The organism is Mycobacterium montefiorense (assembly GCF_025823255.1).
Lineage (GTDB): Bacteria > Actinomycetota > Actinomycetes > Mycobacteriales > Mycobacteriaceae > Mycobacterium > Mycobacterium montefiorense.
Window position 1 is genome coordinate 81,854 of the sequence record NZ_JACKVL010000002.1, and the last position, 19,505, is coordinate 101,358.

General features: G+C 65.0%; 6 protein-coding genes. 1 reads left to right on the top strand and 5 read right to left on the bottom strand.

The features are described from left to right. Position 1: 1 nt before the first annotated feature. The 3 genes from pe to H7K34_RS00365 all read right to left on the bottom strand — a co-directional run bounded on the left by pe (position 2) and on the right by H7K34_RS00365 (position 5,683). Positions 2 to 1,117, bottom strand: a complete 1,116-nt coding sequence (pe, locus tag H7K34_RS00355) for an acyltransferase PE (protein ID WP_108925459.1) — start codon at positions 1,115 to 1,117, stop codon at positions 2 to 4. Between the two features lie 57 nt (positions 1,118 to 1,174). Then, positions 1,175 to 4,174: an MMPL/RND family transporter gene (locus H7K34_RS00360; protein ID WP_264058611.1), complete on the bottom strand. Its 3,000-nt coding sequence runs from the start codon at positions 4,172 to 4,174 to the stop codon at positions 1,175 to 1,177. Between the two features lie 87 nt (positions 4,175 to 4,261). Then, positions 4,262 to 5,683 (bottom strand): condensation domain-containing protein, encoded by a 1,422-nt coding sequence (locus H7K34_RS00365; RefSeq protein ID WP_264058775.1) that lies wholly within the window; start codon positions 5,681 to 5,683, stop codon positions 4,262 to 4,264. A 306-nt stretch (positions 5,684 to 5,989) separates the two neighbouring features. On the opposite strand from H7K34_RS00365, the gene H7K34_RS00370 reads away from it, so the two are divergent. Next, positions 5,990 to 17,050: a type I polyketide synthase gene (locus H7K34_RS00370; RefSeq protein WP_264058613.1), complete on the top strand. Its 11,061-nt coding sequence runs from the start codon at positions 5,990 to 5,992 to the stop codon at positions 17,048 to 17,050. Between the two features lie 83 nt (positions 17,051 to 17,133). Here the strand turns inward: H7K34_RS00370 and H7K34_RS00375 are convergent, their stop codons facing one another. Beyond that, the gene (locus H7K34_RS00375) at positions 17,134 to 18,240 is read right to left on the bottom strand and encodes an acyl-CoA dehydrogenase family protein (protein ID WP_264058618.1); all 1,107 of its coding nucleotides are present in this window, start codon (positions 18,238 to 18,240) and stop codon (positions 17,134 to 17,136) included. Between the two features lie 7 nt (positions 18,241 to 18,247). Then, complete coding sequence (locus H7K34_RS00380; RefSeq protein WP_108925449.1) at positions 18,248 to 19,408, bottom strand: acyl-CoA dehydrogenase family protein; 1,161 nt, start codon at positions 19,406 to 19,408, stop codon at positions 18,248 to 18,250. Positions 19,409 to 19,505: the final 97 nt, after the last annotated feature.

Below are 19,505 nucleotides of genomic sequence, written 5' to 3' on the forward strand. Positions count from 1 at the left end.
TCTAGCCGGTGCCATGGGACAACACGGACGTGGCACCGCTGAGGATTTGTGAAAGCGGGTCGGCGCCGCCGCCGAACGTCGCCTGGTTGGCCGGCGCGGTGACTTCCGCTGGGTCGAAGCCGTGCACCGGGTCCACCTGAATGGGAGCGGTCGACGGGTCGTCGTTTCGCGCGTAGCCCGCGTTCACCCGGGGAATCAGGATTGCGTCCAGCTTATTCAGCGTGTCTTCGTCAATCCCGACGTATTTCAGCGGCATGACCAGCGGAAGGTGCTGCTCCGGGACCATGATCGTGGTGTCTTTCGCGCCCCGGGAGTTGATGGTCGTCCTGATGTTCTGTGGCGGCACCATGCTCGGGTTCGTGAAGGCCACCGCGGTGTGACCCGTGGCCAGACCTAGGAGCGTGTTGGCGAGGGCGAACATGTTGTCCGGTCGGTCGGGGAAGTCCGCGATCGAGTCGTACGCGGCCACGAATCTGTTTGTGTCGTACTGGCTCTCGTACGGCGGTGGCATGGTGTAGTCGAGTGCCGGAACCACGCTGCCGACCGGGAACATGGCGGTCAGGAAGCTCTGCCCAAAGGCGTGACGCCCAATCGGGTCGCCGAATGTGGCGAAGTTCAGCTTGTCTGGCGGGGGAGCGGTCGGGTCATTCGCCAGCCGAGCCTGCTCGCCATCGACCACGAACCCGCCCTCAGACAGACCGATCGCCGTACCGGGTCGACCGGCGCGGATCGCGGCATCGAGGTTGTTGACTCCCTCGTCGACCGACTCACCCACGCTGGGGCCGTCCAGGCCCAGGCCCGGGAAGAGTTCATCGAATCGGCCGATGCCCGGGAAGAGTCGTTCCAGCACGTGGCCCTGAACCTGACCCGCCGGGTAGCGAACGATTTCCCGCTTCTGGCCGGGGAACCATTGGGCGCCCTCCTGGCGGATGTATTCGTCGTAGGGGATGCCCAGAACGTGAGCGCCCCCGAGAGCGAATGCGGTCTGGTCACCCGGTGCTCCCGGAGTCGGCGGCCCGCCGATGGGTGTGTCGTCGGCCGAGGCGGTTCCAACCCCGAAACATGCTGTGGCGCTGACGGTTACCAGTGCCGTGACTCTCGCGAATAGCTTCTTCATTCCTAATCCTGCCCGCTCGGATTCGCCTCGTAGTCTCACATACGTCATGGGTGCGCGCTAATTGGGTTGCGGCTCGGCGCGTCGGACCGGTGCGGGCCGCACGCTCATTCGGGACGGCCACCAGTTTGCCCGTCCGACCAGCGCGGCGATCGCGGGAACCGTGATGGTGCGCACCAAGAAGGTGTCCAGCAAAATTCCCACGCCGATCACGAAACCGCCCTGGACCACGGTGCCGATGCTGGAGAACAAGAGACCGCACATCGATGCAGCGAAGATCAGACCTGCCGCGGTGATCACGCCGCCTGTCGAACCCAGGGTGCGAATGATGCTGTAGCGCATGCTGTGGGGAGACTCCTCACGCATTCGCGAGACGAGCAGCATGTTGTAGTCGGCTCCCACCGCGACCAACACCACGAATGCCAGCGGGGGCACGCTCCAATGCAACTGCTGGCTCAGCATGTACTGAAATACCAGTACGCCAATACCCACCGCTGACAAATACGAAATGACTACAGAGGCAACCAGATACAGCGGCGCCACAATCGCACGCAGCAACGCGATCAAGGTCACCAGCACGACGAGCAGGGTTACCGCGATGATGAACCGGATGTCGTGTTGGTAGTAGTCGCGGGTGTCCTTGAGGCCAACGGTGTATCCCGCCATGGAGATCGAGGCGTCGGATAGCGCGGTATTCGGTTGCGCTCCCCGCGCCGCCGCACTGATCGCGTTGACCTGGTCCATCGCTTCGGTGCTGAACGGATTCAGTTTGGTCTGAACCAAATACCGCACCGAGTGGCCGTCTGGCGAAATGAATACCTTGGCTGCCTTTTGGAACTCCTCTAGATGCAGCAGCTGGGGCGGGATATTGAACCCGGCCATCGCCGGTTGTGCCGCGTCACGTTTGAGCGACAACAGAAATGCCGCTGACTCACTGAGCCCGGCGCCGAGCTGTTTGACCTGGTCGACGAGTTGAGCCACGGCATCGGCAACTTGTCGGCTTCCACCGGCGAGTCGGTTTGCGCCATCTTGCATGCTGTTCAAATTCGCCTGCAGGCCGCCGGGTTTGTCCATCCCCATTGAGTGCAGCACCTTGGTGAGCTTCCCCAAGGCAGCACGCAGGCGGTCCGTCGACGCTTTGAGCGCCTTTTTGTCCGGGTAGTCCTGCAGTTGGTGGGCCAACTCGTTGATCGCGTCGAGGTCTGCTTGATCGCGTGAACCGACCAGCTGCTCGAATGTCCCGCGGGTGGAGCTGCACGACGCATCGGCATCGCATATCGGGTTACCCTGTAGCGCCATCAGCACCGGGCCTATCCAGGCGAAGATGTTCTTGGCCGCTGAGAAGTTCCAGCCCATGGCATTGCTGAGCGCGTTGACATGGTCGACGAGCTGGGCCGCGATGTCGACCTCTTTGACCAGAGCGTCTCCGCTGTACTGGCTCTTCGCCGACGAGAAGGCATTGTCCAGTTCCTGCACGCTGGCGGCGAGCTGGGCGATCTGGCCCCGGACATCGCCGAGGCTGTTGGCCATCGTGCCGGCCCCTGCGACCAGCCGGTTGAGGTCACTGGTGTGATCGTTGATCATGGTCGACCCGCCGGCCAGCAGGGTGCCGATAGCGCCCGCCTGATAGGTGGCGCGGAATTGCTCCGGCACATTTCCGGTGGGACGCGTAATGCCGCTCACTGCAGCGATATTCGGCAGCTGGCTGACTCGGTCCGCCATCTGTTCCAGGTCTGCGAGTGCCTTCGGCGTGCGAAGGTCATGCGGCGATTGGATCAGGATGTACTCCGGAATCGATTGATTCACCGGGAAATGGCGATCTAGGGCCGTATATCCGGCGGAGCTCGGAGCAGACGACGGCAAGGCCTTGCGATCGTCGTAGTTGTACCGCACCAAGCCCGCACAGCTGGCCAGGATGATCAGCACCAGCACACTGGCAACGAGATTGGCTTTGGGCCGGCGCACGATGCGTATGCCCGAACGCCGCCAGAACCGAGCGGTCAGTTCGCGCCGAGGCTTGACCCAGCCACGTGGCCCCGCGAGCACCAGAATTGCCGGCAGCAACGTCACCGCGGCGAGGAATGCCACGCCGATCCCGATCGCGGAGGCCGCTCCGACTGTTTTGAACACTCCCATTTGGGCGAAACTTATGAGCAGAAAAGTGATTCCGACGGTGGCCGCGGATGCGCCGATTACTTTTCCGATCGAAATCATTGCGCGCTTGATCGCCTTATCGAAATCCGCGCCCGACCGCAAATAGTCGTGATAGCGGCTGATCAGAAAGACCGCGTAATCGGTTCCGGCGCCGGCCATTATGGCGCTCAGAAATACGATGGACTGATTCGAGACGCCAGAGCCGGTCAGCTGCGAGTAGCCTGCCACCACCGCCTGCGCGATCACCAGGGATATCCCGACCGTCAGCAACGGCAGCAGCATGGTGACCGCGCTGCGGTAAATCACCAGCAGGACGATGAGCACCAGAACGGCGATCGCCAGCTCAATCGGGAGTCGATCCTGATCGCCCGCGACCGTGAGGTCGGCGACGGTAGCAGCGGGACCGGTGACGTTTGCCGTCAGGGAAGTTCCGGTCACGTTGTGCTTGACGATGTCGCTGATCCGGTTGAAAGCCTCGTACGACGCTGGCGTGCCCAGCTCGCCCGCAACACCGATCGGCACCACCCACGCTTTGTGATCCTTGCTGGTCACGACGGAACGCAGGGGCGGCGTGCTGAGAAAATCCTGCACCATCAGGACATCTCGCGTGTCCTGGTGCAGCGCGTCCACGAGTTTGCGGTAGGTGGCTTCGTCGGCGGGGTTGAGGCCCTTGTCGTTGGTCAGGACCACCAGCATGAGGTCTTCTGACCCCGATTCGTGAAACGCCTCGGTCATCTTTCGGGCGGTGACGCTCGACGGTGCATCGCTGGGCAAGATGGCCAGTGGATGCTTCTGAGCCATCTCGCCCAGCGAGGGCAGTGTCAGTGGCAGCGCGACGGCAATCGCGACCCAGAGCCCGATTACTGCCCATGGCCACCGCACCACGAAATCGGCTAGCCGTCGCATATCGCCCTCGCCCTTGGTCGGCGCATTGGGGTGCGCCCGCCGGCGACGCTCGCCGACGCGCTATCAACCGCATCGGCGTACTCCACGCTACGCAACGCGTCCCCAATGTCCGCTACCAGCGACTCGTCCGCACACGGATTTCATCGCCGCCATGTAACGGCTGACTGATTTCTGTGCGACCGGGTTGTCGGGATGCATGATCGCCATGACCGTGCCCTCCCCGTACCGGAATATGTAAATGGTCAGCTGATATGAATACCGGCCGTCAGGATAAATGCCGATATTATTCGCAAGCCCCAGGTCGGCCGCGGCAAGAATCGCGTTGAGTGGGGCCGCGCCGCCATGAAAGAAGTTCGATACCGGAAAGTTTGGCCGTGGCCAGCTCAACCATGGCGCCAATTCCAACACGCGATAATAGGGCACCCTCGCCATGTCCAACGCCGAATCGAAGGAGGCCTGGGCTGCCCATGCCGCATCGCCGAAAGAGGCCGCGGCAATGGGCACCGTGATCGGAATCAACCCGGTGAACCAACCCTGAGTCATGAAATTGTCCGCGCCGGTGCGGGAATCTCTGGGCGTAAGCCCGTAATACGTAAGAGCTCCGGTGAATTCATGTTCCAGCAGGGCGAAGCAGGCGAACAGGCCGCCGACAAATCGCGCGCCGGCTGCGGTGCAGGCCGCCTCGAATCGCTCCGTCTGTGCGGCGTCCATCAGAAGTTCGGAGGCCATCTGACTGCTGCACGACTCCAACGGGTTACCCAGTGGCAGTGGGAATTCAGGGAAACCGCCATTGTTGTTCTCGGCGAATTCGATCCACCCGCGCACCTCGGGGGAATCTACGGTCAACGCCGACGTGGACTCGCGTTCGCGGGTACAGAAATCATCGAAGCTGCCGGCATCGGGAAGTACAAGGGCGTCACCGCCCCCACTCAACGCCGTATACATGCCGTTGGCCTCCATCATCGTGGTGCCGATCAACGTCGCGTCTCCGTGCACGTGATCCATGGCGGCAAAGAACGTGAAGTTGCTCTCACTTTGGATGACCCCGAAGGTGAAGCAGCCCCACTCCAGCGGACTCGGGATGGCCACGACATGAGCGTGTATCTCGTCGACCGTCATGTGGCCATGGGCGATCGGCGTGAATTCAATGTCAGCGGGATCGCTGATGGTGTGCCGGACGAACTCTGAGTCACCGGTGTGCTCGAACCAACTGCGGAACGTGTCATGCCGACGCAGGTATGCGTTGACGGCGTGGTTCATGGCGGCGACGTCGCAATTCCCAGGAAGTTCGCAGGTAGCGATGATTTGCCTGGAAAAGCTCAGCCCCGCGGCCGTCCGTTCGCAGTAGTTTCGCAGGTGCTGGCCCTGCATGTAGCTGACCGGTACGGGACTGACCGGCGCTTGTCGGGCCTTCTCGGTGGCCGCGGCCGTCGGGTGCCATGAGGTGACCGAACTTGGGGTTAGCGACCAATCATCGAGAGCGCCGACCGTGATCTTCCCGATGTGCAAAACGACTTCCCCCTTGGTTTGAAGGCTCCGATCCGCCCACCCCGGCGGCGCCACCAAGATAACCCTCCCGGCGATCGCCGCCGCAGGCATGCGCGAACCACCGTATACACTCGCGGACGGATCCGGCAGGCCGTTGTGGTGATCGAACGGCCGGACGGGGGACGAGGGGCGGCAGTCGCACTGGCTGTCGTTGCGTGCGCGGGCTCCGCAATTGCGGTGCCAGCCTTCAGAAGATGATTCTGAAAGCGCAACTGGGCCGCCCGAGGAGATCGATTCTTGATCGGCCAAGGCAGGGAGGACAAACGCATGGCATCCGCCGAAGATCTGAGGGAGCCGGCATCGGGTTTTGCGATAGTCGGTTACGCGGCGCGTTTTCCCGGAGCGGCGGATGCTGACGAGTTCTGGGATGTGCTGAGCCAGGGCCGGGATGCGATATCGGAGGTGCCGCAGGACCGGTGGGATGTCGACGAATTCTTCGATCCTGAACCGGGTGCGCCCGGCAAGGTCGTGACCCGGCGTGCGGGTTTCGTCGACGACGTGACCGGGTTCGACGCACCGTTCTTCGGCATGTCGACGCGCGAGGTCAGGTTGATGGACCCGCAGCATCGGATCTTGCTGGAGACGGCATGGCGCGCGGTGGAGCATTCGGGCACCGCACCAACGGCTCTGGCTAACACCAACACTGGTGTCTTCGTCGGTTTGGCCACCCATGACTACCTGGGAATGGCCTCTGACGAGCTGACTTACCCCGAGATCGAGGCCTACATGGCCATCGGGACATCGAATGCCGCGGCGGCGGGCCGGATCAGCTATCGATTGGGGCTGCAGGGTCCGTCGGTGGCCGTCGACACGGCGTGCAGTTCGTCGCTGGTGGCAATCCATCAGGCGTGCCAAGCGCTGCGGCTGGGCGAATGTGACCTCGCGCTGGCTGGTGGTGCGAATGTCCTGCTCACCCCAGCGACCATGATCACGTTCTCGAGCGCGCACATGCTCGCGCCCGACGGCCGGTGCAAGACATTCGACGCCGCTGCGGACGGCTATGTGCGCGGCGAGGGATGCGGCGTCATCGTGGTCAAGCGTCTCGAGGACGCGATTCGCGACGGCGACCGGATTCGGGCCGTGATCCGCGGCAGCGCGATCAATCAGGACGGTGCATCGGGTGGCTTGACGGTGCCGAACGGCGTTGCCCAGCAAAGGGTCATCGCGGACGCGCTGAAGCGCGCCGACCTCGAACCCCACGACGTCGGGTACCTGGAAGCGCATGGCACCGGGACATCGCTGGGCGACCCCATCGAGGCCCAGGCCGCGGGGGCGGTGCTCGGCACCGGACGCGAACCCAGCGAGCCGCTGCTGATGGGCTCGGTGAAAACGAACATCGGACACCTCGAAGCAGCCGCGGGTATCGCGGGCGTGATCAAAGTCATACTGTCGCTCGAGAACGAGCTACTGCCCCAGCACCTTCACTTTGAGAATCCGTCGCCTCATATTCCCTGGGATCGGCTTGCGGTACAGGTTGTCAAGGAGGCCACCGCCTGGGAACGCAACGGGCGGCGGCGTATTGCGGGAATCAGCTCGTTTGGGTTCGCCGGGACAAACGCACACGTCATTCTCGAAGAAGCCCCCGAGCAAGCCGAACAACCCGCCGCTGCGCCGGCTGCGGTAGGACAGCCCGGCGACCGACGGTTCAGCATTCTTCCGCTCTCGGCGCGGACGCCGGCCGCGTTGGTGCGGCTCGCAGACGAGTACCGCAGCTGGTTGAGCGCGCATCCGGAGGCCACCCTGGCCGACGTGTGCTTCACCGCCGGGTCGGGGCGAGCGCACTTGGCGCACCGCGCCGCGCTGGTGGTCAATTCGAGAGAATCCGCCATGGAGCTACTTGGCGCACTGGCGGACGATCGCCCGGCACCCGGCTTGTTTCGCGGAGAATCTCACGACACACCGAAGACGGCGTGGCTGTTCACCGGTCAAGGCAGCCAGTACCCCGGCATGGCCCGTGAGTTGTACGACACCGAGCCGGTGTTCGCCGAGACACTGAATCGTTGCGCAGCCGCGGTCGCTGCCATTCTCGAAAAGCCATTGTTGGATCTGATTTTCGATGCGGACAGCCCGGACTGCGAAGCGGCTCTGCGGCAGACCTCCTACGCGCAGCCAGCCTTGTTCGCGGTGGAGATGGGCCTGGCCCGCCTCTGGCAGTCGTGGGGCTTCGAGCCTGACGTGGTGTTGGGTCACAGTGTCGGCCAGTATTCGGCGGCCTGCGTAGCGGGCGTGTTCGGTCTCGAGGACGGCGCACTGCTGATCGCCGAACGCGGTCGTCTCTTCGGTAACCTGCCTGCAGGTGGGCGGATGGCCGCGGTGTTCACCGCCGCCGAGCGAGTTGAGCGCCTGGCCGACGAGTTCCCGAGCCTGTCGGTCGCCGCCTACAACGGCGCCAACACCGTATTGTCCGGGCCCGCAGGGGATCTGGAGAAGGCGATAGCTGGACTGACCGCCGACGGTGTCCGGTGCGAGTGGCTGGACACCAGCCACGCGTTCCACTCGGCCTTGCTGGATCCGATTCTGGACGAATTCGAGTCATATGCGGAACGATTCAATTTCCGTACACCACAACGAATTTTGGTGGACAACCGTACCGGCGCCGCGCTCGGCCGGAGCGTGAAGCTGGATGGCGCCTATTGGCGCCGTCACGCGCGTCAACCGGTTGAGTTTGCCAAGAGCGTGCAAACTCTTGCCGATCTGAATTGCAAGGTGTTGCTCGAGATCGGCCCACGGCCGGTGCTCACTGCCGCGGCCCTTAGCGCCTGGCCTGACCCCGCCACCGCGCCGCGGGCGATAACGTCGCTGCGCCGAAACACCGCCGACCACCGGCAGATCACCGAAGCCGTAGCCGACGCATATGTCTTGGGCCACCTACCCGAGTTCGCCGCCCTCCGGCACGCGCACGCGCGCAAACTCGACCTGCCCACCTATCCGTTCGAGCGCCGTCAGTACTGGTTCCGAGACAATCAGGATCCCGCCAACCAGCAGCAGCAACTTGGCGGCCCACGTACCGAAGCCGTCCGCCTTCTCGAGGACGGTCGGATCGAGGAGCTCGCGGCCCTGCTCGACGGCGTGAGCGGCGATCATCAAACCCTGCGGGTGCTGACCAAGCTTGCGGCACAACACAACCGGCAACGGACGACCCAGTCGATCACGGACGACCGCTACGAAGTCTGCTGGGAGAAAGCCCCCACTGGGCGCACCAGTGGGGAAGTCGCCGAGGCAGATGCGTGGATCCTCATCGGTGAGGATTCGCCGGCGGTTCGGCCGTTGGCCGACGCGCTCACCACACGTGGACAGCAGCACCGGTTCATCGGGTTACCGGCGTCCGACGGCGACGAGGAACAGCTCGCGGATGCGTTGCGCACCGCGGCAGCAGAGCATTCGTCGCTACGTATCGTGCACGTCGCGGCGGTCGACTCCGAGTCGGCGCCGTCAATGCAGTCGCTGTTGCGGATGCAACACCAAATCATGGGCGGAACGCGGCGGCTCTTCCGCGCGGCGGTCAGCGCCGGCGTGCGCGCCCCCATCTGGCTGGTAACCCGTGGCGCACAGCGAGTCACCGACGTGGACTCGGTGGCGCCGGATCAGAGCTCCTTGTGGGGCTTCGGACGCGCCGCGTCGCTGGAGCATCCGCAGCTGTGGGGTGGACTGGCAGATCTGGCGGAGGGCACGGCCGAAGAGTGGGCCGCGCTCATCGGTCGAATCACGACTTCGCACGAGTCGGCCTCGCGCGAAGACCAAATGGCGCTGCGTGATCAATCGGTCTATGTGCCCAGACTGATTCGACGGGCCGGGCAGCCGACCGGTACGCCGCTGGAACTGCGCAGCGACGCAACGTATCTGGTCACCGGCGGGCTGGGTTCGATCGGACTCGAGATCGCCGGATGCCTGGCCGCGCACGGCGCTGGCAATCTGGTCCTGACCAGTCGGCGTGCACCCGGCGAAGCCGTAAAGCAGCGCATCGACGCACTGGCCGCACTGCATGGCTGCGACATCCGAATCGTCACTGCCGATGTCGCCGACGCACACGCCGTCGCGCGCCTGTTGGCCAGCGTGCAGGCCGAGCTGCCGCCGTTGGCCGGGATTGTCCACGCAGCGGGCGAGATCGGCACCACTGCACTGAGCAACCTGGACTTCGAATCTCATGAAGCCGAAGTAGACCGCGTCTTCGCGGGGAAGGTTTGGGGTGCTTGGCATTTGAGTGAGGCTGCCGCCGATCTGAAGCTCGACTTCTTCATCAGCACCTCCTCGATCGCCTCGATATGGGGCGGCTTCGGTCAAACCGCCTACGCTTCAGCCAACGCTTTCCTGGACGGGCTGGCCTGGCGTCTGCGCGAGCGCGGGGTCTCCGGGACCAGCGTCAACTTCGGTCCCTGGTCGGCGGGGATGGCCGACGCTCAGGCGCGTGCGCGACTCGAGCAGCGCGGGATCCGGACGTTGTCGCCTGCCGACGCGCTAGCGGGGCTGGCCGACGTGGCGATGTCGTCGTCAGCGCAGGGTGTCGTCGCCCGGATCGACTGGGACCGCTTCCTGCCGCTCTACGAGCAGGCCGGCCGGCGGGCATTCCTGACGGAGTTGGAGCGCGAGGTGCCCGACGCGGTGCCGGTCATGACGCCGTCCGGGAAAACCCAGCTGGTCGAGCGACTCACGAACGCCCCACTGCAGCAGCGTAAGAAGCTGCTGACGGATCACCTGCGTGACGCCGTAGCAGAGGTGACGCGGGTCGATGTCACGGAAATCCGCGAGGATGCGGGGTTCTTCGACCTCGGCATGGACTCGCTGATGGCCGTCGAGCTGCGGCGCCGCATCGAACACGGCGTGGGCCGCGAGATTCCCATCACCTTGGTGATGGATCACCCCCGTCTGTCCGACGTGGCCGACTACCTGCTTGGCGAGGTGCTCGAGCTCAGCGAGCAGGCATCCACGTCTCGGCCGGCACCGGTGATCACGACGCGTACCGACGAACCGATCGCGATCGTCGCGGTGTCGTGCCGTTTCCCCGGTGCGCCCGACCCAGAAGCATTCTGGGAGGTGCTCTCCGGCGGCGTCGATGCGATCCGGGAGGTTCCGGAGGACCGATTCGACATCGACGAATTCTATGACCCGGACCCTGATGCCCCGGGCAAGACCTACACGCGCTACGGCGGATTCATCGACGAAATCGACGGGTTCGACCCCGAATTCTTCGGCATCTCTCCGCGCGAGGCGGTGTGGATCGAGCCGCAGCAGCGACTGATGCTCGAAACGGTTTGGGAGGGACTGGAACGCGCCGGTTACTCGCCAGCTGCGCTGCGCGGCAGCCGAACCGGCGTCTTCGCGGGGGTGGCCGCCAACGAGTATGCGCATCTGCTGTCCGCCGAACCGATCGACAAGATCGAGCCATACTTCATCACCGGCAATGCGCTCAATGCCATTTCCGGTCGGGTTGCCTTTGCGCTGGGGCTCGAAGGCCCGGCAGTGGCCGTCGACACCGCATGCAGTTCGGCGTTGGTGGCGGTCCATCAGGCCTGCCAGGCGTTGCACTCCGGTGACTGCGACTTAGCGCTGGCCGGCGGCGTGAACGTTTTGCTGAGTCCGGTAACCGTCGTTGCGGCATCTCGCGCCAGGATGCTTTCTCCTGTGGGGCGATGCAAGACCTTCGACGCCTCTGCCGACGGCTACGTGCGCAGTGAAGGCTGCGGAATCCTGGTGCTCAAGCGACTCAGCGACGCGCAGCGTGATGGCGACCGGGTCTGCGCGGTCATTCCCGGCAGCGCGGTGAACCAGGATGGCGCTTCCAGTGGGCTGACCGTCCCCAACGGTGGTGCCCAGCAACGGCTTATCGGGACGGCACTGGCCCGCGCCGGTTTGGCGGGCGGCGACGTCGACTACCTCGAGGCACATGGGACGGGTACTCCGCTGGGTGACCCGATCGAGGTCCAGGCGGCCGCAGCCGCTTATGGCGGTTCGCGTGACGCGACCCGGCCCCTGCTGATGGGCTCAGTGAAGACCAACATCGGTCACACCGAATCAGCCTCTGGGGCAGCGGGTCTGATCAAGGTTGTGTTGTCACTGCAGCACGAGGTGTTGCCGCAAAGCCTGCACTTCGACAACCCGTCGCCGCACATCCCGTGGGACTCGCTTCCGGTGCGCGTGGTTGACAAAGCGACGCCCTGGCAGGCCAACGGCAGGCCGCGGCGTGCAGGCGTGAGTTCCTTCGGTTTCACCGGAACGAACGCGCACGTGCTGATCGAGGAGGCGCCGGCAGAATCGCCGCGCGCCGACGAGCACGTCACCTCCGACGTCGCGACGGAGTCGGCCGCCGAAGCCCGGCCTGAACAGGTAAGCGTGCTAACGCTTTCCGCGCGGTCACCCGAAGCGCTGGTGGCGTTGGCGCAGCGGTATGAGACCTGGTTGGGCGCCCACCCAGATGCGGACCTGGCCGACGTATGCGTCACCGCCGGAACGGGACGTTCGCATTTCGAGCATCGCGCCGCGCTGGTCGTGGACTCGGTCGAAAGCGCGCGCCAGGGACTGGCCGAGCTGGCCGAGAATCGCCTGCGGCCAGGTGTGGTGCGTGGCGAGCACGCCCACCACCCGACGACGGCTTGGCTGTTCACCGGCCAGGGTAGCCAGTATCCGGGGATGGCACGTGAATTGTTCGACACCGAACCGGTTTTCGCCGAAACCGTGACGCGTTGCGCTGAGGCGGTCGATGACATGCTGTCACGTCCGCTGCTGGAGGTGCTGTTCGCCACCGATCGTGAAACCGATGGAGATGTCGGAAAGGTGTTGCGGCACACGTCATTTGCACAGCCAGCGTTATTCGCTATCGAGATGGGTCTAGCCCGGCTGTGGCAGTCGTGGGGCATCCAGCCCGATGTGGTGCTGGGGCACAGTGTCGGCCAGTACGCGGCGGCATGCGTCGCCGGAGTCTTCAGCCTCGAGGACGGCGCACGGCTGATGGCCGAGCGCGGCCGGATGTTCGGCAGCCTGCCCGAAGGCGGGCGAATGGTGGCGGTGTTCACCGACGCTAAGCACGTCGAGGAGATCGCTGGTGAATTTCCGCGAGTGTCAGTCGGTGCCTACAACGGACCCAACACCGTGCTCTCGGGTCCGGGTGAGGATCTAGAACAGATAGTCACCAAGTTCACCGACGAGGGGATTCGCTGCACCTGGCTGGAGACGAGCCATGCCTTCCACTCGGAACTGCTGGATCCGGTGCTCGATGAATTCGAATCGTACGCAGCGCAGTTGGAGTTCGCGGCGCCGACGTTACCGTTGGTATGCAACCGCACCGGCGCCGTGCTCACGGCGCAGACGCCGCTCGACGCGGGTTATTGGCGGCGGCATTCCCGCCAGCCGGTGCAGTTCGCCGAGAGTGTGCGCACCGTGGCGGCACTGGGATGCTCGGTAGTGATGGAGATCGGCCCGCAACCGGTGTTGACCGGCGCGGCGGTCCAGGTCTGGCCGGAGCACCTGGCCGCGCCGCGCGCGATCATCTCGCTACGCAAGGGTGTTGGCGACCGGCGTCAGATCGCCGATGCCCTCGCCGCGGCCTACGTTGGTGGCCACCGACCCGATTTCGCCGCACAGCATCGTGCGCCCGGCCGCCGACTCGAATTGCCCACCTATCCGTTCCAGCGCCGCCGCTTCTGGCCGAAGACGTCCGGCATCACCGTCGACGGCCCCGCGGTGTCCGGAATCCTAGGTAGCGCAAAAGACCTCGCCTCCGGCGACTCCGTCTACACCAGCAGATTGTCCGTCAAATCCCAGCCATGGCTCTGCGACCACGTCATCTACGGAACCGTCGTCGTCCCCGGGGCGACATATGCGGCGATGGCGTTGGCCGCGGCCGGTACGCCGGCGCGGGTGAAAGATGTCTTCTTCTACGAGCCGATCATCTTGCCCGAGAAGGCTTCCCGCGAGGTGCAGCTGACATTGCATCCGCTGGACGGTGACGGGGAGTCGAGCTTCCAGGTGCACAGCCGCCCGTACGGCGACCGCGGCGCCGAATGGTCGTTGAATGCCGAGGGCACGGTCGTCGCCGGAATCGATGACGAGTCGGTGTCCGACGACGACCCGGTCGACGAAGCGGTCGAGCGGCTGAACCGGATGCGTCCGCAGGAGTTGTTCGAGACCTTCGCCGACTTGGAGCTGGCCTGGGGGCCGACCTGGTCGGGCTCCCTGAAGTCGTTGTGGCTCGGCGAGGGTGAGGCGATCGGCGACATCCTCGTCGGTGAGGAGCTCGCAGAACAGCTCGGAAGCGAGCCGATGCACCCGGTGCTGATGGACCTGTGCACCGGCGTCGCCTTCCCGGCCTTCCCGGCCCTCCTCGCGGCCGAACAAGGCGTCAATGATCTATTCCTGCCGTTGCGGTACGGCCAGGTGACGCTGCGGGAGAAGATGCCACGGCGGTTCTATTGCCGGGCGCGTTGGCACAGCAGCGAACTCAACAGCGAAACCCAGGTGTTCGACCTCGATTTCATCGACCGGGATGGCCGCCAGCTCGGGGGAATTCGCGAGTTCACGGTCAAACGTGCACCCCGCGAGGCGTTGCTACGCGGCCTCGGCGGCGACGCCACCCGGTTGCTCTACACCCTTGGCTGGCACGAGGTGCCGCCACCGGCTGACAGCCCCGAAGCCGTCGCGGGGACCTGGCTGATCGCCGGGTTCGATGAGCTGGCCGCCACCGTGCCGGGCTGCATCCCGTTCGATCGGGCAGCCGATTCGGAGCCGTTGGGGCAGCTGCTGGCTCAGGCTCACGGGCGTGGGCTGCCATTCTCGGGCGTTGTGTGGCGCAGCTGCGCCCCCAGCGCTGGGGAGTCGAGCGCAGACATCGCCGCGAGGGTCGAGACCGAGATCGCCAACCTGCTCAGCGCAGTGCACACTGTGCAACGCGGTGAGGTGAAATTGCCTGGCGGGCTGTGGATCGTCACCGAGCGGGCGGTGGCCACCGAATCCGGCGAGCAGGTCGATCCGGGGCAAGCGGCGATGTGGGGGTTCGGGCGCACCACGATCAACGAGGAACCGGCGTTGCACTGCAGACTGGTGGACTGCGACGGATCGCCGGAGGCGGTACAGGCGCTGGCCAGCCTGTTGGCCACACCCGTCGACGAACCGGAAATTGCTCTGCGACAAGGGAAGCTGCTGGCCTCACGGCTGTTGCCGTGGGCGCGTAGCGGTCATCTCACCGTGCCACGCGCAGGCGATTACGTGCTGGCGCCCACCGAGCGCGGCGCGATCGACAACCTGCGGTTGAGTGAGGCGGAGGTGTCGCCGCCGGACGTGGGCTACGTGCAGGTCCGGGTTGAAGCAGCAGGCCTCAACTTCCGGGATGTGCTCAACGTCCTCGGCCTTTACCCGGGCGACCCCGGGCCGATCGGCGGCGACTTCGCCGGTGTCGTCACCCAATTGGGCAGTGGTGTATCTGGACTCGAGGTCGGACAGCGCGTCTACGGCTTCATGCAGGGCGCATTCTCCAGCCGGTTCAACGTGCCTGCCCAGCTGGTGGCGCCGATTCCATCGCGGGTGAGTGCGGTCGAGGCGGCGACAATCCCCGCCGCGGCGCTGACGGTGCGGCTCGCGTTCGACTGGGCGCAGCTGCGGCCCGGTGAGCGGGTGCTCATCCATGCCGCCAGTGGTGGTGTCGGACTGGCCGCGATCCAGATGGCTCAGCAGTGCGGTGCCACGGTCTTCGCCACCGCCAGCACCTTCAAACGTGCAACGCTGCGGAACTTGGGCGTGAAGTACGTCTACGATTCGCGCACTACGGATTTCGCCGACCAGATACTGTCCGACACCAATGGCGCCGGCGTCGACGTCGTGCTCAATAGCCTGACCAGTGAGGGATTCCTCGAAGCGACCGTGCGGGCCACCGCCCGCAATGGCCGGTTCGCCGAGATCGCCAAGCGTGACATCTGGACACCAGAGCAGATGGCGCAGGCACGGCCCGACATCGCGTACGAGATCGTGGCGCTGGACACAGTGACCTTCCAAGAGCCCGAACGTATTCGGGGTTTGCTGACTGAGGTGTCGGCGGGACTGGACGCAGGGGAGTGGGCGCCACTTCCCGCCGAGATCTATCCGTTGACCGAGGCCAGGGCCGCGTTCCGCCGCATGCAGCAAGCGCGCCACATCGGAAAGATCGTGGTGCAGATACCGAGTCCGTTGCAGCCGCAAGCCGATCGGAGCTATCTGATCACCGGCGGGCTCGGTGCGATCGGCCTGCACACGGCGTCGTATCTGGCACAACTCGGTGCCGGTGACATCGTCTTGACCAGCCGGCGTGCGCCCGATGCGGACGCGCAACGGTCGATCGAGGAGATCACCGAGCGCTACAAGTGCCGGATCCACGTTTTCGCCGCCGATGTCGGCGACGAGGATGCGGTTGCGAATCTGTTGGCGCGGATCCGCGCGGAGTTGCCGCCGCTGGCCGGAGTGGCGCATTTGGCCGGGGTGCTCGACGATGCGTTGCTGTCTGCGCAGACCCTGGAGCGATTCCGAACAACCTTGGTTCCCAAGGCATTTGGTGCCTGCCACTTGGACAAGTTGACCAAGGACGACGACCTGGACTTCTTCATCGTTTCCTCCTCGGTGTCCAGCTTGTTCGGGTCGCCCGGTCAGTCCAACTACGCGACTGCCAATGCGTTGCTCGACGGTCTGGTCGCGCAGAGACGGGCGCAGGGCTTGCCTGCCACCGGTGTGAACTTCGGTCCCTGGGCCCAAGGCGGCATGGCCTCTTCGGACGCCGCGACCGCCAACATCAGTGCGCAGGGCCTGATTCCGCTGGAACCCTCGGCGGCGCTGAGTGCGCTGGCCGAGATCGTCGCCAACGGAACCGGCCAGGCAACCGTCATCAAAGCCAACTGGCAACGTGCCGCAAAGGTGCTGGGCAGTTCGCGTCCCCCGATTCTCGACCTGGTGTTGCCCAGTGCCGCCGGCGAGGTGACCGGTGACAGCGAGTTGCTCAAGCAGCTGATGGAGATACCGGTGCCGCAGCGCGCCGGTTTCGTGACCGAGTTCCTTCAGCGCGAGGTGCAGAACTTCCTGCGACTCGCGCAACCGCCGGCCGCAACCAGCCGGTTCCTGGATCTGGGCACGGATTCATTGATGGCGATCGAACTACGCAACCGGCTGCACAGTCAGTTCGGCGGCAAGTTCACCATCAACGCGACCGCGGTCTTCGACTACCCGACTATCGGAGGGCTCGCCGAATATCTGGTAGATCAACTGCCCGACGCGGAATCGACGCAAGAGGAAGCGGAATCGGTTGCAGCGCCGGAGGATGCGGAATCGGTTGCAGCGCCGGAGGGGCTGGATTCGGTTGCAGCGTCAGAGTCGAGTTGATGCAGCAGGATACTCGCCTGCTGCGTCGGCTCGATGCCGCGTTTGCCACCGATGTCCCGGCCGCGGCCGGGCTGGTGTTCTAACTAGAGCCGGGCCAGGTCGTAGTCGCCGAGGTGGTCGATCAGGTTGTGCAGGTGCTCGCTCGAGGTGCCCAGGGTGTGCTCGATCGCGGTGAGCCGGGCCGCGTAGTGGCTGACCGGATACTCCGCGGTCACACCGATTCCGCCGTGCATCTGGATCGACTCCTGCGCGATGTGCCGGCCCGAGCGGCCGACCTGCACCTTGGCGCGTGACGCGATCAGCGGGTCGAGGTTGCCGTCGGCGATCGACATCGCGGCATAGAAGCTCATGCTGCGCGCCAGTTCCAGCGACACGTACATGTCGGCCGCCCGCTGGGTGAGCGCCTGGAAGGTGTTGAGCGTGACGCCGAACTGCTTGCGAGTCTTGAGGTAGTCGGTGGTCAGGCGTAGCGCCTCCTCCATCACCCCGATGGCTTCGGCGCACAACCCCGACTGGATGCGGACGATGGCGCCGCTGATCGCCCGCGACGCGTCGACCGCTTCGCCCACCGGCTCGGCGGGTGCGTTGTCCAAGTCCACTTGCGCGCCGCGTTGTCCGTCGAAGGTCCGATAAGGATGCCTCGTGACCGCGCCCGCATCGACCAGGAACAGGCCGGTGCCACCGCCCGGCAAGGCGGCGCTGACCACCAACGTGTCGGCGCAGTCTCCGGCGAGCACCGGGTTCTTGCGCCCGGTCAACGTCCACGAATCACCTTGTCGCGCAGCCGCAGTAGTGACTGTCGTGGTCGGCTTTCGATGGCCCGGCTCCAGATGGGCGAACGCCAGTAGCCGTTGGCCGGCCGCGACGTCGTCCAGCTGTTCTTTCTGCGTGTCGGTGCCCAGCTCCGCGATCAGCGCACCCGGAGCAAGCGCCGCATGCAGGATCGGTTCGGGAGCCAGCCGGCGCCCGGCCTCGGTCAGCACGACCATGATCTCGAGCTGGCCCGCCTCGTCCGTGTCGAAGCCCAGGCCCAGGATCCCGGTGTCGGCGAGCTGACTCCAAACCTCGCGGCTCCAACCGAGGTCGGAGCCGATGACCTTGATGCGGCTTTCCGGGTCATAGGTGCGCGACAACAGGTCGCGGGTCGTGTCGCGCAGCAGACCCTGCTCGTCGGTCAGTTGAAAGTCCATGGCTGCCTCACAATCCCAGAATGGTGGACGCGATGATGTTGCGCTGCACCTCGCTGCTGCCGCCGTAGATCGACGTCTTGCGGTAGTTGAGGTAGTGCGGCGCACTGTGTTGTGCCCAGTCCGGAGACGCAATCCCTTTTGCGTCCGCGGGCAGCGCGTCCGGGCCTGCCACCTCGACGAGTAGCTCGGTGGCTATCTGCTGCAGCTGGCTGCCGCGCAGCTTGAGCACCGACGATGCCGGGTTGGGTTGCCCGTCAGCGGAGTCCGTTACCACCCGCGACTGCGTGAGTTCCAGTGCCAGCAGCTCGTTTTCGGCCTCCGCCAGCCGGGCCGCGAACAGAGGGTCGTCGAGCACGCCGGTTTGCGCCGCAACCTTCTTCACCTCGGCGAGGCGCACTTTGGTGCGGCCCACCCCGGCGATGCCACTGCGTTCGTTGCCCAGCAGGAACTTCGCGTACGTCCAGCCTTGGTTCTCTTCTCCGACAAGCTGGTTGGCGGGTACCCGAACGTCTTCGAAAAAGACCTCGTTGACCTCGTGGCCGCCGTCGATCGTCTGGATGGGCCGCAGCGTGATGCCCGGCGTCTTCATGTCGAACAGCAGAAACGAGATGCCGGCTTGCCGCTTGGGAGCCTGCGGGTCGGTGCGCACCAGGCAGAAGATCCAGTCTGCGTACTGGCCGAGCGTGGTCCAGGTCTTCTGGCCGTTGACGACATAGCTGTCACCGTCGCGGACCGCGGTGGTGCGCAGCGATGCCAGGTCCGAACCGGCCTCGGGCTCGGAGAAGCCTTGGCACCACCAGATGTCGAGGCTGGCCGTCGGCGGCAGGAAACGTTGTTTGATCTCTTCGGAACCGAATTCGGCGATCACCGGGCCGACCATCTTGGTGTTGAAGTTCAGCGGCTCGGGGACGCACGCCAATTGCATCTCGTCGGCCCAGATCTGGTGCTGGGTGGGCGTCCAGTCCTTACCGCCCCACTCGACCGGCCAGCTTGGTACCGCCAGACCGTGCTCGTGCAGGATCTTGTGGCTGGTGACGATGTCGTCGTGGTTCGCCTCCGCCGAGCCCTGGCGCACCCGGTCGCGCATCTCCTGCGGAATCTTGGTGGTGTAGATGGTGCGGAGTTCGTCGCGGAACGCGGCTTCCTCCGGTGTGAGCGCGAGTTGCATGCAGACTCCTTTGGCTGGGGTTGAGCGCGGCGACCGCATTTGCGGCGGTGGGCGTCGGTGTCTGGTCGCGTGCTCCACGCTCCATCTTGACCCATCC